This is a genomic window from Sporosarcina pasteurii, assembly GCF_041295575.1.
GTDB classification, from domain to species: domain Bacteria; phylum Bacillota; class Bacilli; order Bacillales_A; family Planococcaceae; genus Sporosarcina; species Sporosarcina pasteurii.
On record NZ_CP160452.1, the window covers coordinates 2,844,262 to 2,869,409 of the forward strand.

General features: G+C 43.0%; 16 protein-coding genes, 3 rRNA genes and 2 riboswitches. All 19 genes read right to left on the bottom strand.

The annotated features are described in order from the left end of the window. Positions 1–4: 4 nt before the first annotated feature. Positions 5–1,432 (bottom strand): amidophosphoribosyltransferase, encoded by a 1,428-nt coding sequence (gene purF, locus AB1H92_RS13705; protein WP_115363161.1) that lies wholly within the window; start codon positions 1,430–1,432, stop codon positions 5–7. Continuing rightward, positions 1,408–3,636, bottom strand: a complete 2,229-nt coding sequence (gene purL, locus AB1H92_RS13710) for a phosphoribosylformylglycinamidine synthase subunit PurL (protein WP_115363163.1) — start codon at positions 3,634–3,636, stop codon at positions 1,408–1,410. The genes purF and purL overlap by 25 nt, the downstream gene beginning before the upstream one ends. Next, complete coding sequence (purQ, locus tag AB1H92_RS13715; protein ID WP_115363166.1) at positions 3,633–4,307, bottom strand: phosphoribosylformylglycinamidine synthase subunit PurQ; 675 nt, start codon at positions 4,305–4,307, stop codon at positions 3,633–3,635. Before purQ ends, purL begins: the two co-directional genes overlap by 4 nt. 5 nt (positions 4,308–4,312) lie before the next feature. Then, a complete protein-coding gene (purS, locus tag AB1H92_RS13720; RefSeq protein ID WP_115363168.1) occupies positions 4,313–4,558 on the bottom strand; it encodes a phosphoribosylformylglycinamidine synthase subunit PurS in 246 nt (81 codons plus the stop codon). A gap of 33 nt (positions 4,559–4,591) precedes the next feature. Next, complete coding sequence (gene purK, locus AB1H92_RS13725; RefSeq protein WP_115363170.1) at positions 4,592–5,716, bottom strand: 5-(carboxyamino)imidazole ribonucleotide synthase; 1,125 nt, start codon at positions 5,714–5,716, stop codon at positions 4,592–4,594. Next, entirely contained in the window at positions 5,713–6,201 is a 489-nt protein-coding gene (gene purE / locus AB1H92_RS13730) for a 5-(carboxyamino)imidazole ribonucleotide mutase (protein ID WP_115363173.1), read from the bottom strand. The genes purK and purE overlap by 4 nt, the downstream gene beginning before the upstream one ends. 192 nt (positions 6,202–6,393) lie before the next feature. Continuing rightward, a riboswitch (purine riboswitch) is annotated at positions 6,394–6,493 on the bottom strand. Between the two features lie 85 nt (positions 6,494–6,578). After that, entirely contained in the window at positions 6,579–6,770 is a 192-nt protein-coding gene (locus AB1H92_RS13735; protein ID WP_115363175.1) for an NETI motif-containing protein, read from the bottom strand. Beyond that, a complete protein-coding gene (locus AB1H92_RS13740) occupies positions 6,767–7,288 on the bottom strand; it encodes a DUF2179 domain-containing protein (RefSeq protein WP_115364170.1) in 522 nt (173 codons plus the stop codon). Before AB1H92_RS13740 ends, AB1H92_RS13735 begins: the two co-directional genes overlap by 4 nt. Before the next feature lie 158 nt (positions 7,289–7,446). Then, a 5S ribosomal RNA gene (rrf, locus tag AB1H92_RS13745) occupies positions 7,447–7,561 on the bottom strand. Between the two features lie 71 nt (positions 7,562–7,632). Then, a 23S ribosomal RNA gene (locus tag AB1H92_RS13750) occupies positions 7,633–10,584 on the bottom strand. Positions 10,585–10,774: 190 nt separating this feature from the next. Next, positions 10,775–12,328: ribosomal RNA gene (locus AB1H92_RS13755) — 16S ribosomal RNA — on the bottom strand. Together the 16S, 23S and 5S rRNA genes form the textbook arrangement of a ribosomal RNA operon. Positions 12,329–13,049: 721 nt before the next feature. Beyond that, on the bottom strand, positions 13,050–14,384 hold the full coding sequence (locus AB1H92_RS13760; RefSeq protein WP_115363177.1) for an NCS2 family permease: 1,335 nt from the start codon (positions 14,382–14,384) through the stop codon (positions 13,050–13,052). A gap of 257 nt (positions 14,385–14,641) precedes the next feature. Further along, positions 14,642–14,743, bottom strand: a riboswitch (purine riboswitch). Further along, complete coding sequence (gene guaA, locus AB1H92_RS13765; RefSeq protein WP_115363179.1) at positions 14,738–16,291, bottom strand: glutamine-hydrolyzing GMP synthase; 1,554 nt, start codon at positions 16,289–16,291, stop codon at positions 14,738–14,740. Its footprint overlaps the riboswitch before it by 6 nt. Positions 16,292–16,439: 148 nt before the next feature. Continuing rightward, positions 16,440–18,635 (bottom strand): DUF4129 domain-containing transglutaminase family protein, encoded by a 2,196-nt coding sequence (locus AB1H92_RS13770; RefSeq protein WP_115363181.1) that lies wholly within the window; start codon positions 18,633–18,635, stop codon positions 16,440–16,442. Further along, on the bottom strand, positions 18,632–19,837 hold the full coding sequence (locus AB1H92_RS13775) for a DUF58 domain-containing protein (RefSeq protein ID WP_115363183.1): 1,206 nt from the start codon (positions 19,835–19,837) through the stop codon (positions 18,632–18,634). Before AB1H92_RS13775 ends, AB1H92_RS13770 begins: the two co-directional genes overlap by 4 nt. Next, complete coding sequence (locus AB1H92_RS13780; RefSeq protein WP_115363185.1) at positions 19,837–20,784, bottom strand: MoxR family ATPase; 948 nt, start codon at positions 20,782–20,784, stop codon at positions 19,837–19,839. The genes AB1H92_RS13775 and AB1H92_RS13780 overlap by 1 nt, the downstream gene beginning before the upstream one ends. A gap of 185 nt (positions 20,785–20,969) precedes the next feature. Further along, a complete protein-coding gene (nadE, locus tag AB1H92_RS13785; protein WP_115363187.1) occupies positions 20,970–21,794 on the bottom strand; it encodes an ammonia-dependent NAD(+) synthetase in 825 nt (274 codons plus the stop codon). Positions 21,795–21,797: 3 nt separating this feature from the next. Then, positions 21,798–23,273, bottom strand: coding sequence for a nicotinate phosphoribosyltransferase (locus AB1H92_RS13790; protein ID WP_115363189.1), 1,476 nt, complete (start codon positions 23,271–23,273; stop codon positions 21,798–21,800). 434 nt (positions 23,274–23,707) lie between these two features. After that, positions 23,708–25,048, bottom strand: coding sequence for an aldehyde dehydrogenase family protein (locus AB1H92_RS13795; RefSeq protein ID WP_115363191.1), 1,341 nt, complete (start codon positions 25,046–25,048; stop codon positions 23,708–23,710). Between the last annotated feature and the right edge of the window lie 100 nt (positions 25,049–25,148).

Sequence of the window (25,148 nt, forward strand, 5' to 3'; positions counted from 1 at the left end):
CCTCCTATTTCCCTATTTCTTTTTCATGTGGTAATACAGTGTCCGCATAAATTTCCGTTGGATATTCTCCCGTAAAACAAGCTAAACATTGTCCACAATTTTTCATCGTATCTGGTCGTCCAATCGCATCCAACATGCCTTCTGGCGATAAAAACGTTAACGTGTCTGCATTGATTAACTCGCGCACTTCTTCTACAGTACGCCCTGTTGCAATTAACTCCGAATCCGTACTAATATCTACCCCATAGAAACATGGACTTACAAGTGGCGGTGAAGCAATTACGACATGCACTTCCGTTGCACCCGCTTCTTTTAACATCTTCACAATTCGTTTAGACGTTGTTCCACGGACAATTGAATCATCTACCATTACAACCCTTTTTCCATTCACTACTTGATGCACAGGGGATAACTTCATCTTCACCCCTTGCTCTCGCAATGATTGAGATGGCTGAATAAATGTCCGGCCCACGTACCGACTTTTTATTAACCCAAGTTCATATGGAATCCCACTTTCCTCGGAAAAACCAATCGCAGCTGAAATACTGGAATCCGGAACACCTGTAACGACGTCCGCTTCAATGTCACCAATTTCTCGTGCCAATTGCTTCCCGCATCGCTTTCTGGCCATATGAATATTAATTCCTTCGATATCCGAGTCAGGACGCGCAAAATACACATATTCCATCGAACACATCGCCGAATCTGCCGTCGGTGCAAATCGCTCAGCGTGTAAACCATCGCGATTCACAATTAACAACTCACCTGGCTCAACGGACCGAACACATTCCGCACCAATAATATCAAATGCACATGTTTCAGAAGCAACGACCCAAGCATCTCCGACTTTTCCTAAAGAGAGTGGACGAATCCCATTCGGATCTTGCGCAATCATTAAGCTATCTTCCGTTAAAATAACAAATGCAAAAGCCCCTTTTAACATCGACAATGCTTTTTTCACACGATCTCGCTGCGTTAACGATCCGCTACTTCTTTTAATTAAATGCGCAAGCACTTCTGTATCGGAAGCAGTTTGAAAAATACTTCCCTGACGCTCCAGATGCTCGCGTAACTCAGCGGCGTTGACGATGTTTCCATTCATCGCAACCGCTAAACTGCCCGTTGTGGAACGGAAAACGAGGGGCTGAACATTCTCAATGCCACGCCCGCTTTCCGTCGAATAACGAACTTGCCCAATCGCTGCATGTCCCCCTAAATCATCCAATTTCAAATTCGAAAATACATCGTTTACGAGTCCTTCACCTTTAATGACTTGAAGACCATTTCCATTTGTCGATACAATACCCGCACCTTCTTGCCCGCGATGTTGCAAAGCATGAAGTCCATAATACGTATATTGTGACGCTTCTTCGCTTCCCCAAATCCCGAATACGCCGCACTCTTCATTTATCCCTCTGAGTTCAGCAAGCATTGGAGAGCCCCTTCCCAAACAGAATGGAACTCATCTACAGTTCCATCAATTAGCACTTCGTTGTCCTCACCGTGAATCGTAATTGTTTCATCATTCGTAACAACACCGATTTTCACTGCGTCTTTGACGATTTGTTCAAATGCTTCAACATTCTCTTCTTTCACAGACACAAGGAAACGTGATTGCGTTTCACTGAATAAAGCTGTGACTGCTGAGCCTGAAATCGTAACTTCAGCACCTAATTTTGTTGGCCCGAACGCCTTCTCACAAAGTGCCACAGCAAATCCGCCTTCTGCTAAGTCTGTCGCAGATGCAATAAGTTGCTTTTGAATCGCTGTTAATAAAGCATTTTGACGAGCGGCTTCAACTTCTAAATCCATTGCCGGCGCTTGTCCAGAAATTTCACCATCCGTCATTTGCTGTAACTCACTACCGCCAAAGTCTAGGCCAGCTTCACCAATTAAGTAAATGCGATCCCCTGCTTGTTTAAATGGTGTCGTTGTCACATGTGATAAATCGTGAACAAGCCCTACCATACCGATTGTCGGTGTCGGATAAATTGCAACCCCGTTTACTTCATTCGACATTGAAACGTTCCCACTGATAACCGGCGCATCTAATGCTAAACAAGCCGCTGAAATGCCGTCTGCTGCCTTTTCAAATTGCCAAAACACTTCCGGCTTATCCGGATTTCCAAAGTTCAAGCAATCCGTAATCGCGATTGGCTCAGCACCTGAACAAACAAGGTTACGTGCCGCTTCAGAAACCGCAATTTGTCCACCTGTTTCAGGGTCTAGATATACATAACGCGCATTACAATCCGATGTCATTGCAAGTCCTTTATTCGTACCTTCTACACGAATGACCCCCGCAGAAGAACCTGGTGCCACGACTGTATTACGACGCGCATGTGAATCAAATTGCTCATACACCCATTTTTTCGACGCAATGGTCGGTCTAGCAAGTAATGCTTTTAACGTTTCTTTATAATTTGATACAACAGGTTCTGTCTTTTCCATCGCTTGAAACTCTTTAAAATACGCCGGTTCTTCTGAATCTTTATAGTAAACTGGCGCATCTTCAGCTAACGCATCTGCTGGAACTTCAGCGACAACTTCACCTTTATGAAGCAAACGAAGCATTTTATCATCTGTTACTCGTCCGATTGCCACACATTCAACACCATACTTCGCGAAAAGATCAATAACTTCCTGTTCGCGTCCTTTTTTCACGACAAATAGCATACGCTCTTGAGATTCAGACAGCATCATTTCATAAGCTGTCATTCCCTCTTCGCGTTGTGGAACAAGATTTAAGTTTAATTCAACACCATATCCTGCGCTTGAAGCCATTTCTGCTGATGCAGAAGAAAGTCCGGCTGCGCCCATATCTTGCATACCGATTAATGCATCTGATTTTGCTAACTCAAGACAAGCGTCCATTACGAGTTTCTCTAAAAATGGGTCCCCCGCTTGCATAACCGGAAACTCATCATCTTCTTCGACTGTTAATTCCGCAGAAGACATTGTCGCCCCGTGAATGCCGTCTCTTCCTGTTTTAGCGCCTGCATACATCACTGTATTGCCAATACCAGCGGCAATCCCTTTTTGAATGTCTTCATGGTTCAATAAACCAACTGCCATTGCATTCACTAATGGACGTGTCGAATAACAGTTATCAAACTGTGCTTCTCCGGCAATTGTTGGAATGCCGATTCCGTTTCCGTAACTTGCAATTCCAGCAACTGCTTCTTCAAATAAAAAGCGATCTCGTGCTTTCGTTAAATCACCAAAGCGCAATGAATTCACAAGGGCTACCGGACGTGCACCCATCGAAAACACATCTCGTAAAACGCCACCCGCACCTGTTGCTGCACCAATAAACGGTTCAATGGCAGAAGGCGAGTTATGCGATTCCATTTTAAATACAGCCGCTTGGTTATCACCAATGTCAACGATACCTGCACCTTCACCAGGTCCTTGTAATACGCGTTCCCCTGTTGTCGGGAATTTCTTTAGGATTGGCTTTGAACTTTTATATGAACAGTGCTCTGACCATAGAGCAGAAAACAAACCGGTTTCGGTATAGTTTGGCAGTCGTCCCAAACTTTTCTCAGCACGTTCAAATTCTTCATCCGTCATGCCCATTTGACGATATAATTTTTCATCTTTAACTTGTTGTGCGTTCGGCTCCATTGTTTTCATTCCACCCTTTTCAAAATAGACTTAAATAATCGTAATCCATCTACATGGCCTAGTACTTCTTCTACTGCTCGTTCAGGAAGTGGCATCATGCCAAGCACATTTCCTTCTTTATTTAAAACGCCCGCGATTTTATCCGTGCTTCCTTGATCTTGATGATCTGCATAAGTAAATGCGATTTGGTTGTTTGCTTTCATATCTGCAAGTGTTTCTTCATCTACATAATAATTCCCATACTGATGTGCAAATGGAATCGTAATGTCTTCCCCTTGTTCATACTCAGCAGTGAATAAGGAATCTGCATTTTGTACGCTTAATTTAGTCGTCCCAGATTTAAATTTCAATCCTTTATTTTGCAATAAAGCACCTGGTAACAAATGAGCTTCCGTTAAAATTTGAAAGCCATTCCCTACACCTAATACTGGCTTTCCAGATGCAGCAAATGCACATAAACTCGCCATCGCCTTAGAACCTTTCGCAAGTGCCCCTGGACGTAAATAATCGCCGTAAGACGCGCCGCCAGGTACAAGGACGGCATCAAAGTTTGATAAATCTTCTGCCTCTTTATCTGTATGCCATACATATGAAGCCTCTTCACCTAGTACATCATGAACCGCACGATGCATATCAACATCGCAACTTGAGCCTGGAAATACTAAAATTGCAAACTTCATCTGCTTCAGGCCTCCTCAATTTCAAATCGGTAGTCTTCGATCACTCGGTTCACCAGAAGTTCTTTACACATCTCATCAACACGTGATTCGATTTCGGATTCTGCTCCATCAATTTCTAGTTCAATCAACTTCCCAATACGCACGCTTTTCACTTCTTCATACCCCATATTGTGTAGTGCTTGCTCAGCAGCTGTTCCTTGTGGATCTACAACGCTTTCGCGTAAAGTGACATATACATTAACTTTTTTCATGTTTTGTTCCTCCTAAATGGCATTTGATGATCTTTATTTATTAAACCAGACATTTGATGTTTTAATTTCTTCTAAAGTGGTATCGATGTCATCTGTCATAATCGTGACATGCCCCATTTTTCGCTTTTCTTTCGCTTCCGCTTTTCCATACATGTGAACAGACCACTCTGGATAATGAACCAGCATCTCTTGTAAGGGTTCCACATGTTCCCCGAGTACATTCACCATAATAGAGGATGCCCATAATCTTGGCTTACGAAGCGGCCATCCGCAAATCGCACGAATATGTTGATGGAACTGCGAAACATTACACGCTTCTATTGAATAATGTCCTGAATTATGAGGACGCGGTGCAAGTTCATTGATCACAATATTGCCGTCCTCCAAAACAAACATTTCTACAGCTAACGTACCTACAAGCTCGAGATGATTGGCAATTTTCCCCGCAGCCTCTTCAGCTTTCTTTATAATGGCTTCATCAATGCGCGCTGGAACGATGGACTCGTGTAAAATATGATCTTTATGAATATTTTCAGCAACTGGTAGGCAATACGATTGACCTTCTGCATTGCGCTGAATAATGACTGAAATCTCCTTCACAAATGGAACAAATGCCTCCGCGATACAAGTAGAGTGTTCAAAGAAGGTACGTGCTTCTTCAAGTTGTTCCAAAGTATCTACTTTCACTTGGCCTTTCCCGTCATATCCGCCAAAAGCAGTTTTCACGATACAGGGGAAACCAACTTGTCCAATGTTTGCTTCTAACTCCTCAAATGTGTGGGCCGTCACGTAATTTGCTACAGGAGCTCCGGATGTGTTAATCTCCGCTTTTTCATTCATCCTATTTTGTGTAATACGAACGAGTTCTGCTCCTTGTGGCACATGTGCGGTTTCAGCTAACTTCTTTAATCCTTCATAATCGATATTCTCAAATTCATACGTAATGACATCACTCACTTGTGCCAGTTCTTGTAAGGCATGCTCATCATCGTAGTCAGCTACAATTCGAATATCCGCAATTTGTCCACAAGGCGAGTCTTCTATCGGGTCAAGTACTGCAATTCGGAAACCAGCTTCTTTTGCCGCAAGCCCCATCATGCGTCCAAGTTGACCACCGCCAATAATGCCAATCGTCTGTCCTGGTAAAATTGTTGTCATCGTAACTCACTGCTACTTTCTAATGCGCTTTGACGCATGTGATCTCTATGTTGTTCAATGCGTTTCGATAACGCTGTATCTGTGATCCCTAGTAATTGCGCCGCAAAAATCCCTGCATTTGTTGCGCCCGCTTTACCAATGGCCATTGTCGCTACTGGCACACCACCTGGCATTTGCACAATTGATAAAAGGGAATCCTTCCCGCTTAAAGCCCGTGACTGTATCGGAACACCAATCACCGGAAGCAAAGTTTTCGATGCAACCATGCCTGGAAGATGCGCCGCTCCGCCAGCGCCTGCGATAATGACTTTAATCCCCCGGGCCTCTGCCTGCTCTGCATACTCAAACATGAAATCTGGCGTTCGATGCGCCGACACGACTTTCTTTTCATACGGTACTTCAAGTTCCTCTAACATGTCACAAGCATGTTTCATCGTTTCCCAATCACTTTTACTTCCCATAATGACGCCAACTTTTGGTTCCACTATTTCTCCACTCCTTAAACTTAAAACTGACAGATACTTGAACAATGAATAATACAATATTTTCCAGGAATTAAAAAATCCTCGAATAACCTGCTCATTACGCATGAAAAGCAGGGCATTCGAGGACTTTGAAATAAGCGTGTTTATTAGCAGCACCAATCATTAGTACACACACCTTTCACAATCATTCCTGGAAAGTTCGCTTTCCCGCATAGTCTAGACATTCCGGTGTCTAGGTAGAAACGCTAAAGCCTATCCTTCAGCATATATGGGGATTTTTCAACAACACATTCATTTTAACAAGTATTATACAATTCGTCAACGAAAAAACGAACGTTAAAGATATCACATTCTTTAACGTTCGCCTTTCAATTCATTCAAGACTCCTTAAGTATTCCTTTAAACTGAATGACTTGACGTACCGGGATGACTTCACCATCTACTTCTTGAAATAGAGGCTCTTCTCGTCTTCCAGCAACCGTATATCCTGCCGCAGCCATTCGTTCTAAACAATCTTCAACTTTTTCGCCTTCTTCGACTTCAAACCATTCTGTTTTCTTTCGGCTCATCTAAATAAATTCCCTCTCCTTACAGATTTAACCCAAAATCCACCATGAATCGCTTTCGGCTCATATGAAATAATAAATGCTTTCGGATCCAACTCTTTGATCCGCGCATAAAGTTTCAGTTCGTACCTTCTAGGCGTTAGGATTTGAATAGCTGAACGATTTCCCTCTAGGCCATTTGCCGACCAATCTGTCACACCGTAACCTTCATCTCTCAACATACGGGGAAGCCTTCTATCCACGTCTGCGGTAATCACATTCACTGTTATGTAACCTAATGCCATCTTCTCTTCAATTTTAGTACCAATAATGACTCCACAACCGTATCCGAGCGCATAAGCAATTAAATTTTGAATTTCGTTCAAGTTGTCTAATACTAAGCCTAGACCTAAAACATAAACAATAATTTCTACTACGCTCACACCAGCTGCAATATAACGATACCCTTTTAACGTTAAAATCATACGAATCGTAAAAAAGGTAACGTAAATAATGTTAATTATAAAAATAATGAGCACCATTTGCAAGGCTATCTCCCCTTTCTCAGTCCCCCCAGTTTAACGGGATTCAATAATTATGGCAAGAGATGATAAAAGAATATCGAAATATTACAATCTCTCGCATTATATATATAAATAAACAAAAAAAGCCACTACCATCAGGTAATGACTCTTTTAGTGCTTGGCAACGTCCTACTCTTGCAGGGGCTAACCCCAACTACCATCGGCGCTGAAGAGCTTAACTTCCGTGTTCGGTATGGGAACGGGTGTGACCTCTTCGCTATCGCCACCAAACTATTGAGTAAAAATTGTTCACTCAAAACTGGATAAACAAAACATTGAATTCAACAAACTGCAATGTATTTAAGGATAAGTCCTCAATCGATTAGTATCCGTCAGCTGCACATGTCGCCATGCTTCCACCTCGGACCTATCAACCTCATCATCTTTGAGGGATTTTACTTACTTGCGTAATGGGAAATCTCATCTTGAGGGGGGCTTCATGCTTAGATGCTTTCAGCATTTATCCCGTCCATACGTAGCTACCCAGCTATGCCTTTGGCAAGACAACTGGTACACCAGCGGTATGTCCATCCCGGTCCTCTCGTACTAAGGACAGCTCCTCTCAAATTTCCTGCGCCCGCGACGGATAGGGACCGAACTGTCTCACGACGTTCTGAACCCAGCTCGCGTACCGCTTTAATGGGCGAACAGCCCAACCCTTGGGACCGACTACAGCCCCAGGATGCGATGAGCCGACATCGAGGTGCCAAACCTCCCCGTCGATGTGAACTCTTGGGAGAGATAAGCCTGTTATCCCCGGGGTAGCTTTTATCCGTTGAGCGATGGCCCTTCCATGCGGAACCACCGGATCACTAAGCCCGTCTTTCGACCCTGCTCGACTTGTAGGTCTCGCAGTCAAGCTCCCTTATGCCTTTGCACTCTACGAATGATGTCCAACCATTCTGAGGGAACCTTTGGGCGCCTCCGTTACTCTTTAGGAGGCGACCGCCCCAGTCAAACTGCCCGCCTGACACTGTCTCCTACCCCGCTAAGGGGCATGGGTTAGAATTCCAATACAGTCAGGGTAGTATCCCACCGATGCCTCCACCGAAGCTGGCGCTCCGGTTTCAAAGGCTCCTACCTATCCTGTACAGACTGCATCAGAATTCAATATCAGGTTGCAGTAAAGCTCCACGGGGTCTTTCCGTCCTGTCGCGGGTAACCTGCATCTTCACAGGTACTATAATTTCACCGAGTCTCTCGTTGAGACAGTGCCCAGATCGTTACGCCTTTCGTGCGGGTCGGAACTTACCCGACAAGGAATTTCGCTACCTTAGGACCGTTATAGTTACGGCCGCCGTTTACTGGGGCTTCGGTTCAAAGCTTCGCTTGCGCTAACCTCTCCCCTTAACCTTCCAGCACCGGGCAGGCGTCAGCCCCTATACGTCACCTTACGGTTTTGCAGAGACCTGTGTTTTTGCTAAACAGTCGCCTGGGCCTATTCACTGCGGCTCTCTCGGGCTTTAACACCCTATCAGAGCACCCCTTCTCCCGAAGTTACGGGGTCATTTTGCCGAGTTCCTTAACGAGAGTTCTCTCGATCACCTTAGGATTCTCTCCTCGCCTACCTGTGTCGGTTTGCGGTACGGGCACCTCCCGCCTCGTTAGAGGCTTTTCTTGGCAGCGTGAAATCAGGGACTCCGGGGAAAATTCCCCTTGCTATCACAGCTCAATGTTATAGAAACGGGATTTGCCTCGTTTCACACCTTACTGCTTAGACGCACATTACCAACCGTGCGCTCACCCTATCCTACTGCGTCCCCCCATTACTCAAACGGCGGGGAGGTGGTACAGGAATATCAACCTGTTGTCCATCGTCTACGCCTTTCGGCCTCGACTTAGGTCCCGACTAACCCTGAGCGGACGAGCCTTCCTCAGGAAACCTTAGGCATTCGGTGGAAGGGATTCTCACCCTTCTTTCGCTACTCATACCGGCATTCTCACTTCTAGGCGCTCCACTAGTCCTTACAGTCTAGCTTCGACGCCCCTAGAACGCTCTCCTACCACTGACACCAAAGGTGTCAATCCACAGTTTCGGTGATTCGTTTAGCCCCGGTACATTTTCGGCGCAGCGCCACTCGACCAGTGAGCTATTACGCACTCTTTAAATGGTGGCTGCTTCTAAGCCAACATCCTGGTTGTCTGGGCAACGCCACATCCTTTTCCACTTAACGAATACTTGGGGACCTTAACTGGTGGTCTGGGTTGTTTCCCTCTCGACTACGAATCTTATCACCCGCAGTCTGACTCCCAAACAAAAATCATCGGCATTCGGAGTTTGTCTGAATTCGGTAACCCGGGATGGGCCCCTAGTCCAAACAGTGCTCTACCTCCGAGATTCTAACGTTTGAGGCTAGCCCTAAAGCTATTTCGGAGAGAACCAGCTATCTCCAGGTTCGATTGGAATTTCACCGCTACCCACACCTCATCCCCGCATTTTTCAACATACGTGGGTTCGGGCCTCCAGTAAGTGTTACCTTACCTTCACCCTGGACATGGGTAGATCACCTGGTTTCGGGTCTACGACTACATACTAAAACGCCCTATTCAGACTCGCTTTCGCTGCGGCTCCGCATTCTCTGCTTAACCTTGCATGTAATCAGTAACTCGCCGGTTCATTCTACAAAAGGCACGCCATCACTCAGCTTGTTTCCGAAGAAACAGCATCGAGCTCTGACTACTTGTAGGCACACGGTTTCAGGATCTATTTCACTCCCCTTCCGGGGTGCTTTTCACCTTTCCCTCACGGTACTGGTTCACTATCGGTCACTAGGAAGTATTTAGCCTTGGGAGATGGTCCTCCCGGATTCCAACGGAATTTCACGTGTTCCGTCGTACTCAGGATCCACTCTGGAGAGAATACACTTTTGATTACGGGGCTATTACCCACTATGGCAGACCTTTCCAGGTCGCTTCATCTAATGCATTCCTTTGTAACTCCGTATAGAGTGTCCTACAACCCCAGGAAGCAAGCTTCCTGGTTTGGGCTGTTCCCGTTTCGCTCGCCGCTACTCAGGGAATCGATTTTCTTTCTCTTCCTCCGGGTACTTAGATGTTTCAGTTCTCCGGGTGTGCCTCATATACGCTATGTATTCACGTATATGTACTGTTCCATTACGAACAGTGGGTTTCCCCATTCGGAAATCTCTGGATCAAAGCTTACTTACAGCTCCCCAGAGCATATCGGTGTTAGTGCCGTCCTTCATAGGCTCCTAGTGCCAAGGCATCCGCCGTGCGCCCTTTCTAACTTAACCTTAAAACCAACGTTGTATAGCGATATACAACAATTGATTCATACATTACTACATTTGTGTTTATTTCAATGTCGTTTTATCCAGTTTTCAAAGAACAAGTAATGAAAGTTCAAATGAATGAACCCTCAAAACTGAACGCAAAACGTCAAGTTGAAGAGAACTTTCTCTTCATTCCGTTAAATATCCTTAGAAAGGAGGTGATCCAGCCGCACCTTCCGATACGGCTACCTTGTTACGACTTCACCCCAATCATCTGTCCCACCTTCGGCGGCTGGCTCCCAAAAGGGTTACCCCACCGACTTCGGGTGTTACAAACTCTCGTGGTGTGACGGGCGGTGTGTACAAGACCCGGGAACGTATTCACCGTGGCATGCTGATCCACGATTACTAGCGATTCCTGCTTCATGCAGGCGAGTTGCAGCCTGCAATCCGAACTGGGAACGGTTTTATGGGATTAGCTCCCCCTCGCGGGTTGGCAACCCTCTGTACCGTCCATTGTAGCACGTGTGTAGCCCAGGTCATAAGGGGCATGATGATTTGACGTCATCCCCACCTTCCTCCGGTTTGTCACCGGCAGTCACCTTAGAGTGCCCAACTAAATGCTGGCAACTAAGGTCAAGGGTTGCGCTCGTTACGGGACTTAACCCAACATCTCACGACACGAGCTGACGACAACCATGCACCACCTGTCACCGCTGTCCCCGAAGGGAAAGGTATATCTCTATACCGGTCAGCGGGATGTCAAGACCTGGTAAGGTTCTTCGCGTAGCTTCGAATTAAACCACATGCTCCACCGCTTGTGCGGGTCCCCGTCAATTCCTTTGAGTTTCAGCCTTGCGGCCGTACTCCCCAGGCGGAGTGCTTAATGCGTTTGCTCCAGCACTAAGGGGCGGAAACCCCCTAACACTTAGCACTCATCGTTTACGGCATGGACTACCAGGGTATCTAATCCTGTTTGCTCCCCATGCTTTCGCGCCTCAGCGTCAGTTACAGACCAGAAAGCCGCCTTCGCCACTGGTGTTCCTCCACATCTCTACGCATTTCACCGCTACACGTGGAATTCCGCTTTCCTCTTCTGTACTCAAGCCTTCCAGTTTCCAATGACCTTCCACGGTTAAGCCGTGGGCTTTCACATCAGACTTAAAAGGCCGCCTGCGCGCGCTTTACGCCCAATAATTCCGGACAACGCTTGCCACCTACGTATTACCGCGGCTGCTGGCACGTAGTTAGCCGTGGCTTTCTAATGAGGTACCGTCAAGGTACAGGCAGTTACTCCTGTACTTGTTCTTCCCTCACAACAGAGCTTTACGATCCGAAAACCTTCTTCGCTCACGCGGCGTTGCTCCATCAGACTTTCGTCCATTGTGGAAGATTCCCTACTGCTGCCTCCCGTAGGAGTCTGGGCCGTGTCTCAGTCCCAGTGTGGCCGATCACCCTCTCAGGTCGGCTACGCATCGTCGCCTTGGTAAGCCGTTACCTCACCAACTAGCTAATGCGCCGCGGGCCCATCCTGCAGTGACAGCATAGCCGTCTTTCAGAGTTCCTTCATGTGAAGGAACTGATTATTCGGTATTAGCCCCGGTTTCCCGGAGTTATCCCCAACTGCAGGGCAGGTTGCCCACGTGTTACTCACCCATCCGCCGCTAACAAAGGAAGAAACAAGTTTCTTCCTTGTTCGCTCGACTTGCATGTATTAGGCACGCCGCCAGCGTTCGTCCTGAGCCAGGATCAAACTCTCCATAATAGAGAAATTCGATTAGCTCGATTTCTTTGCTGGCATCATTAAGATGTCCAATTTTGAATCCGAAGATTCACTCCCTACAAACCAACAAGTTGATTTGTAGTTGTTATATCTTGACGTTTTGCTGTTCAGTTTTCAAGGTTCATATTATAGAAGAAACTTTTGCAAGCCCCTCTGGCAACTTCGTTAAATTCCGAAGCAACTTTTATATCATACCACACCTCGAAACATCATGTCAACAACTTTTTTAAAGTTTCTTTTTTCGTTGTTTCAGACATTCGAATTGGTGAAGTTGATAACCACGCCACTCTTTAGCGTGCTTCTTATTATAGCAGACGCCCCATCAGTCGTCAACAACTTTCTAGAACTTTTTTATCTCAAGTTGTTTGATTACGTCGGTTTCGTTTGCCGGATATTTAATATACCGCACCTAAAAGATAATGTCAACACTTTTGTTGAACTTTGTCGAAAGCTTTATTAAATAGCGCAAAGGGTTGGATGAACTCTTCTTTATATACCGCGTTCTTAATGTTTAATTCATCTGAACGAAAACACCTATTATCCGGCCTATTTTTACGATCTATTTTGCATTCCTTCATTATATAGTAATTAGAATGCCATTATCATTATTCTAAGGAACCTATCCACCTTACATCCACATTCATTTAATAGAACATTAAAAGCCACTCGATTTAACCGAGTGGCTTTAGTATTCCTAATGACATTACTTAAGAAATATAAAGTAGAGAATAAAAATAACCCATAATCCATACATAATCGGATGAACTTCTTTTCTTCTTCCGCTTAGAATCATTGTGATTGGATAGAAGATAAATCCAATTGCAATACCTGTCGCGATACTATAGCTAAGTGGCATACTAATAATCGTGAAAAATGCTGGAACCGCAATCTCGAAATTTTTCCATTCAATATTTCCTAATGAAGAAACCATTAGCACACCGACAATAATTAATGCTGGCGCGGTTACTTCGCTTGTCACGACCATTAACAATGGCGAGAAAAAGAGTGCGAGTAAAAAGAGACAGCCCGTTACTACCGATGCGAATCCAGTTCTCGCTCCCGCAGCTACACCTGAAGATGATTCAATATAAGATGTCGTTGTCGATGTTCCAAAAACAGCACCGGTCACAGTAGCAAGTGAATCGGAAAGCAATGCCTTTCCAGCACGTGGCAATTTATCATTTTTCATAAGACCTGCTTGATTTGCAACTGCAACCAGTGTACCTGCTGTATCAAAGAAGTCTACAAATAGAAAGGTAATGACAATGACTAAGAACTGAGCTGTAAATAGTGAAGCTGGGTCTTGGAAAATTGCATCGAATGCAACGCCGAATGTTGGCGCTACGCTTGGTATTCCAGAGACAACCTTTTCTGGTAAACCGATAAGTCCTACAATCATTCCTAATACCGTCGTTGCAATCATTCCATAAAAAATTGCACCATTAATTTTTCGAACCATCATAATTACTGTAATCACAAGTCCAAAAATAGCTAATAAAGTAGATCCCTGAGTTAAGTCACCAAGTGCGACTAGTGTATTCGGGTCCCCTACAATAATGTTTGCATTTTGAAACCCTAAAAACGTAATAAACAAACCAATCCCTGCACCTACCGCATATTTAAGTTGTGCTGGAATGGCATTAATAATCGTTTCGCGTAAACCTGTTAAAGATAATACGATAAAAATAAGTCCTGAAAAAAGAACACCTGTTAAAGCTGTTGGCCATGGCACACCATACCCTAACACAACAGTGAATGCGAAAAATGCGTTTAATCCCATACCTGGTGCCAATGCAATTGGGTATCTAGCGATAAATCCCATAAACAAGGAACCTACTGCTGCTGCTAATGCTGTTGCAACGAATACCGCTCCTTTATCCATCCGCATTGCGTCCGGAATACCTTCCACGCCATCTAATGACAACATGAGTGGGTTAACGATTAAAATATAGGCCATCGCCAAAAAGGTTGTGAGCCCACCGATGATTTCTCTACGATAATTTGTACCTAACTCTTCAAATTGAAAATACTTTCTCATAAGTTTACTTCCTTTTATTAGTTATTTTACAAAGAATGAATACGTCGAACATGAGATTAGGTAGACTGATGTCTATGTTTGGTTACTTAATGAAAAGCCTTCCCGTCTTTCAGCCCAACAAAACAAAAAAAGAGCATATAGCTTTGTCGCCATATGCCCCCACTTCAAAGTAGAAAGGAAGGTCCCCTTCTACTTCGATTACAGATCAGTATTAAAATCAAATTCCGATTGATTTTTACCCGCCTATATATAATAGGCGGCAAACACTTTTCATGCGTAGTCAGAACATTTAAGGTGTTCCGGTAGAAACGTCCAGGCCATATTCCCGGATATATACGACTCCATATTCACTTTTATTCCCACTCAATTGTGGATGGTGGCTTGCTCGTCACATCAAAGAGTACACGGTTAACGTTTTGTACTTCAGTAGTAATTCGAGCACTGATTTTCTCGAGCACATCCCATGGGATTTTCGCCCAGTCGGATGTTACACCATCAACAGACGTCACCGCACGAATCCCGATTGCATAATCGTATGTTCTTTGGTCGTTTTTCACACCAACACTTTGAATGTTCGGTAACACGGTGAAATATTGCCAAATATCACGATCTAGACCTGCATTTTTAATTTCTTCACGTAAAATTGCGTCGGATTCACGAACCATTTCTAGCTTTTCTCTCGTAACTTCTCCAAGTACACGAATACCTAGTCCCGGTCCTGGGAAAGGTTGACGCCAAACAATTTCGTCAGATAAACCTAATTCTGTTCCTAGCGCACGAACTTCGTCTTTGAATAAAGCTTCTAGTGGTTCAATTAATTCAAATTCCATATCTTCTGGAAGTCCGCCGACGTTGTGATGCGATTTAATCGTTTGAGCTGTTAATGTTCCACTTTCAAGAATGTCTGTGTAAAGTGTTCCTTGTGCTAAAAAGTCAATGCCTTCTAGTTTTGCAGCTTCATCGTCAAACACGTAAATGAACTCATTCCCGATAATTTTACGTTTCTCTTCTGGATCAGAAACACCTTCCAGCTTATTTAAGAAACGATCTTGTGCATCGATTTTGATAAAGTTCATGTTAAACTTCTCAGCAAATGTTTTAACAACACTTTCCGCTTCACCTTTTCGAAGAAGTCCATGGTCAACAAACATACATGTTAACTGGTCACCAATTGCACGGTGAATTAACGCAGCCACTACTGAAGAATCTACCCCACCACTTAGCGCACATAGAACTTTCTTGTCGCCGACTGTAGCACGGATCTTTTCAATTTCGATTTCAGCAAAACTAGCCATCGTCCATTCATTTTCCACTCCACACACTTCATAAATAAAGTGTTTCAAGAAGTCGCGGCCATTTACAGATTGCTCAACCTCTGGATGGTACATAATGCCATACACTTGACGGGCATCGTCACCGAATGCAACGATTTCATTTTCCTCTGTTGTCGCAAGTGAATCGAATCCTTCAGGTATATCAGTAATTGTATCACCAACACTTTGCCACACTGTTTGCTTTTCAGCTTGTCCCTGGAACAGTTTACGCGAAGCGTCGATTGTGACTACCGACTCCTTATATGAACGGTCCGGGGAGTATTCTATCGTCCCACCAAAATGATTCACAATTAATTGTGTACCATAACAAATGCCCAATAACGGAATGCCTGACGTCAAAATGTTCGGGTCGATGCCGTAAGCATCTTCTCCATTGACTGACAGTGGTCCTCCTGACAAAATAATGCCAGTCGCGTTCATCTGCTTTAGTTCTTCGGCCGTTATCGTATGTGGATGAAGTTCACTATACACACCAAGTTTACGAATCGTTCTTGTAAGAAGTTGGTTGTACGTACTTCCATAATCAATAATGACAATCTTCTCTTGTTCAATTAATAAAGGAGCGGTTGACACAAATCCCACCTCATTCTATTTTTGCTTGAATCATTAACAGTCAATGCTGTTTCCACATCGTTGTCCAGCTTCAGCATTTCTCATGTTGAATAGGATTGTAATTCAAGCAATTCTTATTGTTTAATTTTACTGCTAACAAAACAGAAAATCAATCAGAAGTCCTAAAGACTAAATCTTCCCACATCTCCTGTAAACGTTGCCAATCTTGACTTTCCTTTGTTTCACCGTAAATTCTTTTTTCATATGCAGTTGTCAATTTTTGCATTTGACTGCCACCAAAGTGGTGATCCACTCTTGCGGCATACGTCGACAACGTTTCACCTGGTTCTCGTTTTAATCCAAACCGATCGAGTTGCTTTAATAAACTGTGGTATTGCTTAGCATATGAATCCCAGTTTCCATCCTTAGACCGATACAGCGGAATGATGATTTTGAGCATCCAACGTCTTCTGCGCGTATACAGATACCATCCAAGAATCAATAGTATGGCTGCACCTAGCAGCATCCGCCGAACATTGTCTTTGATCCATTCATTGATTGCGATTGACACTTTACGATCGTTTGCATTTCTCTTTTCCTGCGCTTCTTTCTCTTTAATTTCACGTTCAAGTTCTTCCCGCTTTTGTTCGGGCATTTCCCGAACTTCAGGATCATCCAAGTTCAGCTCGATGTCATAGTCTATGTCCGATACGCCACTAAATCCAATCGTTGGTTCAAAAGGGACCCATCCTACACCCGGCATATACGCCTCAACCCAGGAATGCGCTTCATTATTGGAGACACGATAAACACGTTCTCCCTCATCGTTTCGAGAAGCTTCCCCTGGTGCAAACCCCTTTACCCACCTAGCAGGAATGTCCAACGTTCGAAGCAGAATAACCATAGAGGATGAAAAATTATCACAATATCCTCTTTTCGTATCAAATAAAAATTGGTCTACGTAATCTTCTTCTTCACTCGGCACGGCGACGTTTTTCTGGTCGTAAACAAAGCCGCTTTTTCCAAAATAACGTTCCACTGCTTTCGCCTTATCATAAACGCTTTCACTCGATTCTGTAATCGATTCCGCAAGTTCACGAACTCTGTCCGGCAATCCGTCTGGGAGTTGTAAATACGCTGCAAACTCATTTGTCTTTGGCAACGCACTAATTTTAGTATCTCGCAATTCCTTCAAACTATATGACTGCCCTATAAATTCATTATCGTATTGATCAAGGTTCCCGCTTTCACCTTCAATTTCCGTTCGGTATTTACTAGCCTCGACATCGTGAATAATTGTCACATCTCGGTCTGTGTGGACTGCCGTCATCCCATACGGATAAATAATAAACGGAAACTTTTCAACCATGTTCATTTTTGCAAATTTAGGTTCAGATGCCTCTGTTTGTTGTCGGGACATTCCATCCGCCATATTAGAACCAGAGGTGAAATTTGTTGGCGGCGTTTTAACAATAGATTGTTCCCATCCTTTTGACGTATATGTGTCTTTTGTTTCTACTTTCCAATATTGTTTATTCGCAACAGTTGCTTCAAAAACGAGCGAGTTATCCGGCAAAAAGGGACCGCCGAGTTGTGAATCATTCGGATCATAACCGCTTTTAGATACGGTTATCGGCCCATCTTCCCCACCTTCGGCCATCGATTTAATAAAAGGGACGGGATCTGCCCATACCGGCGCGAACTTCGGTGAAAATATCATCAAAACCCCACTCATAATCAGTACAAATACGAGTGGAATAGAAACCAGCGTAATCTGCCGAAGTGAGATAAACGCTTGGTATTTGGCAGAGATTCTGGAAATCGAAAGAATACCAAGTAACAATAAACCAACGACCATAATCATAAAGATGGAACTTTCCGCGGAATACGTGGTAAATGTATCTACCGTCGCGATAAAAGCAACCGTAATCACATAAAATAGAAAGATACTTCTTTTTACTTCTAACCAATAACGAACCAAATACGTCATCATCCAAAGCAATAGGAAAAACAAGATCGTTCTTAATGTGTTGGATAGTTCTCCCCACTCCCCACTAATGATTAATGGAATATTGGACATCATATCTTCAAAAACTAATGGAATCGTTTTTACTGGTATTGTGATTGTGCCTATGTAAATGTATTGAACAGCCCACAAAACATAAATCGTTTTTATTGGAATCGATAACCACCATCTTGCCTTCAAGAGTGCTAAGATAAAGGCGATGCCTATGAAAATTAAAAAAAGCGACAAGTAGCCAGTTTCAGTGAGTTCCATTACCGGCAACAACCATTCTCTTAATAAAATAAAGACCAAAAAATAAAGAAAAGTGAGCAGCCATTTATTCATCTGAATTTCTTTCAAGATTGTGCCACCTCACTAAACGCCTTGGAAAACTGTTGCCTGACTAGCGGATGAACAGTAACACCCTTCGACTCGGCATATTTTATTTCTTCTACTAGATTACCTGTAAACGAATCTTTATTTTTCATGACAACAAAACAGATAATGGTGCGTGTCCCCGTTACATTTGATAGAATTGCTTCAAGAAAATGCCAAGTTGGTCGCGCAGTAATGATGACGATACTGCCGCCGTTATCAAGTTCTTTTTTAAATTCCGTAGAGGGTATGAATTCATCTTGATTTACAGGTTGAATTTTTGCTAAATAGGCTAGTGCCAGTCTAAATTGCTCTTCCGAATGCAATGCAGAAAAAGGCTCGTCCCGACCTATCGGTAATAAACGAATATTCGAGCGCTCTTTTATCGCTCCTTGCATAATCGATGCAGCAAACTCTATTTGTTCTTCGAATGTACTGGAAGCGCGATTGTCCAAAATGAGTGATAAATCTCGGGAACTTCGGTCGTCAAATTCTTTCGTCATTAAGGTTTGTGTTCTTGCGAAAGATTTCCAGTGTACCCATGAAACACGGTCACCAAATTGATAATCCCGAACACCCGTCACCATTGTTGTATCTTTTACAATATTGAAAGGAGAATTTACAAGTCCCCCGTCATATTGCGATTCAATAGGCATGTAATCGACGTCCATCGTTCGGGGATAAACTAACACTGTATTTTTTGTCGATATCATAACAGTTTTTCGAATCCAACCAAAGAAATCAGTCACTTCCACCTGAATATGACGCGCGCTATGTTCTCCACGCGGCATTTTGTCTATCGTATAATCCCATTCAAGTTGCTGTTTCCAGCCAAATACGAGCACTTTATTTACTCGTCCAATCGTTTTCTTCTTCCCTTCGTCCATCCATTCATCACCTATGATGGTATATAGAAGTGGAAAAGGAAGTTTTCTTTTTATAAACACCTTCACCCTTAACTTTTCTCCATTTTGGAGATGTGTTACTTTTACGATACGTTTCACTTTGAAATTTGAAAGTGGATAGAGGAAGAGAAGAATTGAATAAATTGTAAACGGAAGAATTGCATAAAAGATTGTCCAACTGACAAGTCCCCCTTGAAACATCGCAAAAACAAAAGCGCCAACTAAAATAAGGAGCACAAATAATAATCGCCCTAAACTTGCGATAAATTTACGTAGCTTCATTACAAAGAAACCCTATCAATGGGAACTGGTACTTTCGTTAAAATGCGTTCAATGATTTCTTCTGTTGTAACGCCTTCATACTTCGCTTCTGGTCGTAAAATCATGCGATGACCAAAAACAAAAGGCACTAAATATTGAACATCGTCAGGAACGACATAATTTCTTCCACGCAAAATCGCATACGCCTGACAAGCTTTCATGAGTGCGACAGATCCCCTCGGACTCACCCCTAAATAAACGAATGAATGTTGTCGCGTTTCTGCTGCACAAGAAACGATGTACTCTTTTATCGCGTCGCTGACAACAACTTTTTTAACCGCCTCTTGTAGTTCTCGCAATTTTTCTAATGAAATCACAGATGAAATTTTTTCAATCGGAACTTCTTTTTCAACACGTCTAAGCACTTCAATCTCATCGCGTTTTTCCGGATAGCCCATTTCTAATTTAAATAAAAACCTATCCAGTTGCGCTTCCGGTAATGGATATGTTCCTTCGTATTCAATTGGGTTTTGTGTGGCCATCACAAAAAATGGTTGTTTCAATTGAATTGTATTGCCGTCAATTGTGACAGAAGCCTCTTCTAACCCTTCCAACAATGCAGACTGCGTTTTTGGCGATGTCCGGTTAATTTCATCAGCTAAAATAATATTCCCCATAATGGGCCCCGGTCTAAATTCAAATTCCATCGCTTTCGGATTGTAAATCGAAACCCCTAACACGTCTGACGGTAATAAATCTGGCGTAAATTGGATTCGCTTAAAATCTGCACTAATCGATTTCGCTAACGCCCTCACCATCATTGTTTTCCCAACGCCAGGCACATCTTCGAGCAGAACATGTCCCCCCGCAAGAAGCGCAGTGATACTCAACTCTGCAATATTTCTTTTACCAATCATTACGCGATCTATATTATTTAAGATTTTGGCAATCATCTCTTCATGTTTCATAGTGTCCCCCTATCCCATTTAATCCACTTAAGTCCGAATATTAACAAAATCATCTTTATCATACAGGATAACCGTTTTAGCGACAACCTAGACAAAGAGACGGAATATGACGATGAATTATCGAGGTTCTTGAATTTAAAAAACTATCCATTGAATAAACATTCAATGGATAGGTGGATTTGGGTTCATTTCCAAAAATCATCAAAAACTGTAATGGGCATATGTCTTTTATGCATGGAGCGAAGATAATGTTCTTCGAGTCGCGCTTGCGCTTCTTGTGGGATTTCTTTTCCTTCTAAGTAATCGTCGATATCATCGTAGCTGACGCCTAGTGCATCTTCGTCGGCGTATGCTGGCTTATCTTCTTCTAAATCGGCTGTCGGGATTTTTGTATAGAGATGCGGTGGACAGCCTAACGCTTTTAACAGCGCGGTGCCTTGCCTTTTATTCAAACGATAAATTGGCATTAGATCTGCGCCGCCATCCCCGAATTTTGTGTAAAATCCAGTAATCGCCTCCGCCGCATGGTCACTTCCTAGCACGACACAGTGATGCATTGCCGCAACTGAATATTGCGCCTTCATCCGTTCGCGTGCCTTTTCGTTTCCTTTTGCATAATCAGAGAGCGTGACGCCCGCTTCCGCAAGTGTCCGGGCACTTGCGTCAACGGCTTCTTTTATATTAATCGTATAAATCTTTGACGGACGAATAAAATCTAATGCGTCTTGACAGTCTTGTTCGTCAAATTGCGTGCCGTATGGAAGTCGTAGGGCAATAAATTGATAACGATTCCCTTCGTCTTCTTCATTCAACTCATCGACTGCTATTTGTGCGAGTTTCCCAACAAGCGTCGAGTCTTGGCCACCAGAAATGCCAAGGACAAAGCCATTTAAGAAAGAATTTTTTCTCGCATATGCTTTCATAAAATCAACGGACCCTCGAATTTCTGCTTGCACGTCAATTTCTGGCTTCACTTTTAATTCTGCGATAATTCTCCCTTGCAATGTCATATATTACCTCTCCTTATTAATATATTCCTCGACCATTTCTTGTACATCTTGAATATGACGCATTTTATTATCCCAACACTTCTGGCTTAAATCGACTGGGTACTCTTCGGGATTTAATGATCGTTTATATTCATCCCATAATAAATCTAAGCTTTCAGTAGCATACTTCTGAATTTCTTGAATCGTTGGGTTTTCATAAATGATCTCGCCACTTTTCACAACTTGTACGTGTAAATTTTTCGCCTCAAAGTTCGTGACAAATTTTGATATAAAAGTATGGACAGGGTGGAACATTTTAAGGCGCTCTTCCGACGCCGGATCCTCATCATGCATCGTAATATAGTCCCCTTCTGCCATACCATTTTCGCGATTAATGATTCGATAAACATTTTTTTGACCAGGTGTTGTTACTTTTTCGGCTGAAGAAGAGATTTTAATCGTATCTTCCATTACACCCTCTTCATTTTCAATTGAAACAATTTTATATACAGCACCGAGTGCAGGTTGGTCGTATGCGGTAATGAGTTTCGTCCCAATTCCCCATACATCCACTTTTGCACCTTGTGCCTTCAGGTTTAAGATTGTGTATTCATCTAAATCATTGGAAACGACAATTTGTGCATCATGGAAACCAGCTTCATCTAACATGCGACGAGCTTCTTTCGATAGAAATGCGATATCTCCACTATCTAAACGAATCCCGATAAAATTAATTTTATCGCCTAATTCTTTTGCAACTCGAATCGCAGTTGGTACACCTATTTTCAACGTATTGTATGTATCTACGAGAAATACGCAGTCTTTATGACGTTTCGCGTAAGCGTGAAATGCTTCATATTCACTTTTATACGCTTGTACGAGGGAGTGCGCATGTGTGCCGGCTACCGGAATTCCAAATTGTTTCCCAGCCCGTACGTTACTCGTTGCCTCAACCCCGCCAATAAAAGTAGCACGTGCGCCCCATAAAGCTGCATCCATTTCTTGTGCTCTTCGTGTACCAAATTCCATCACTGCTTCATCTTTTGCAACTTGTTTAATCCGGCTCGCTTTCGTTGCGATTAGTGTTTGGTAATTTACAATGTTTAAGAGAGCGGTTTCGACAAGCTGTGCTTCCGCTAAAGGTGCTTCGACCCGAATAATGGGTTCATTTGCAAAAACGAGTTCACCTTCTACCATTGAATAGACGTCTCCTGTAAAACGAAGGTCTTTTAAATACGCTAAAAAATCATCGCTGTAGCTTAGTTCTTCTTTTAAATAGGCAATGTCACTTTCGCTAAATTGGAAATTTCGAAGATAATCTAATATCCTTTCCAATCCCGCAAAAATAGCATAGCCATTGCCAAAGGGTAAACTTCTGAAAAATAATTCAAACACCGATTTTTTATTGTGAATGCCATCCGCCCAGTATGATTCTGCCATATTAATTTGATATAAATCGGTATGTAAAACCTTGCTGTCATCTACATAATTCGAACTCATCACAATTACCTTCTTCCACATTCTTAGATACTCTTAGTATACATCATTTAACCTTTTGCGACGCATTTCAATCTTTTTCTTGTGTTTTAGACATGATTCCAACCCAATTTCGCAGAAAGTCCACACAATTTTATAGATTTTCAGCTCTTTCACACGAAATGCCCTCGCAATTCTTCCTTAATCTATCACCGCAAAAAACAGTTGCCTAAGCCAAGTTTCATGCTCTCCTCTCATTTCCTTATACTTCTAGCCTACCAAATATCCTAGAAACTGTAAGGTTATCTGCCCCCTATTAAGCACCCTCAGCCATTTTTTACGTTTACTTGGCAAACATAAATAAACATTGGATGTGCTGCTAGGTGAATAAAAAAGATGCAACCGGAAAGTACATTTTCCCGATTGCATCTTTGACTGCCTATTTTTAATTCGACTGTTTATCGCTCATAATGCGTCGCTACACGGCGAATATTTAATAAATGTTCAACACTAATATTATCCGTCGTACTACTTCCGCCCGCAGTTCCACAACCTAGTGTTAAAGAAGGTGCGAGTAGTGTTGTCATGCCAATTCCACCGAATGTCCCGCCTGTATTCACCATAATACGAGATGCGTTAATGGCTAATCCAAATGCTTCAATCTTCTGTTGATCTGTCGTATGCAGCATTGCGGAGTGCCCGAGCCCTTGGTTATTTAACAACTGGCTCACTCTTTCAATGCCTTCTTCCCAATTATTCACTGTGTACATTGTAAGAATTGACGATAACTTTTCACCAGAATAAGGATTCTCTTTGGAAACGGTTGTTTGTTCTGCAACGAGCAATTTCGTATTTTCCGGTACATCGATTTCTGCCAACTGTGCAACAACGGATGCAGATTTTCCGACTATTGCAGGATTCAATGTTCCGTTTTCGCGTAAAATCACTTTGCTCAATTGTTCTTGTTGCGCTTCATTTAAGAAATAGGCTCCTTTTACTTTCAGCGTTTCGATCACTTCTTCTTTTACTGAAACTTCCGCGATAATGGATTCCTCAGATGTACAAATCATGCCGTAGTCAAATAGCTTACTTTCCATAATACGATCGATGGCTTGCGTTACATCCGCTGTCTTTTCAATAAGCGCTGGGCCATTTCCTGCTCCGACACCAATTGCAGGATTTCCTGAAGAATACGCAGCCTTCACCATTGCGCTACCGCCCGTCGCTAAAATTAACGCCGTATCTTCATGATGCATCATCTGCTCTGTTTCTTTTAAGGACGGTTGCTCAATCACTTGAATTAATCCTTCGGGCGCTCCTGCTTCCACTGCAGCCTTTTCTACACGACGAACTGTTTCAACAATACTTTTCACTGCCGAAGGGTGAGGTGAAAAGACAATTGCATTTCTTGTTTTCAGTGCAATTAATGCCTTGAAAATAACGGTAGATGTTGGATTCGTCATTGGAATTAAAGCTGCGATTACCCCCATTGGCATCCCGACTTCCATCACACCTTCTTCTTTGTCATGTCGAAGGATTCCAACAGTACGCTTGTCTTTAATCGAATCATACACTACTTGACTTGCAAATAAGTTTTTAGTCGTCTTATCTTCTACATTTCCAAATCCTGTTTCTTCGTGTGCCATTTGTGCCAGTACTGTTGCCGCTTCTGTTAATTCTGCTGCAATTGCACCGACAATCTGATCCACTTTCGCTTGATGATAGGTTTGATACTTTTCTTGCGCTACTTTCGCTTCGCTAATTAACACTTCTACTTCTGTACACTTAATTTGTGGCATGTCCATTCCTCCTCAGTATACTGTTCTTCTATAGTAAAGCGCTTTAATGGATGGACGTTAGGATTTTTTTAACTTGAATTAGTCTTTTCTTGCACTGCAA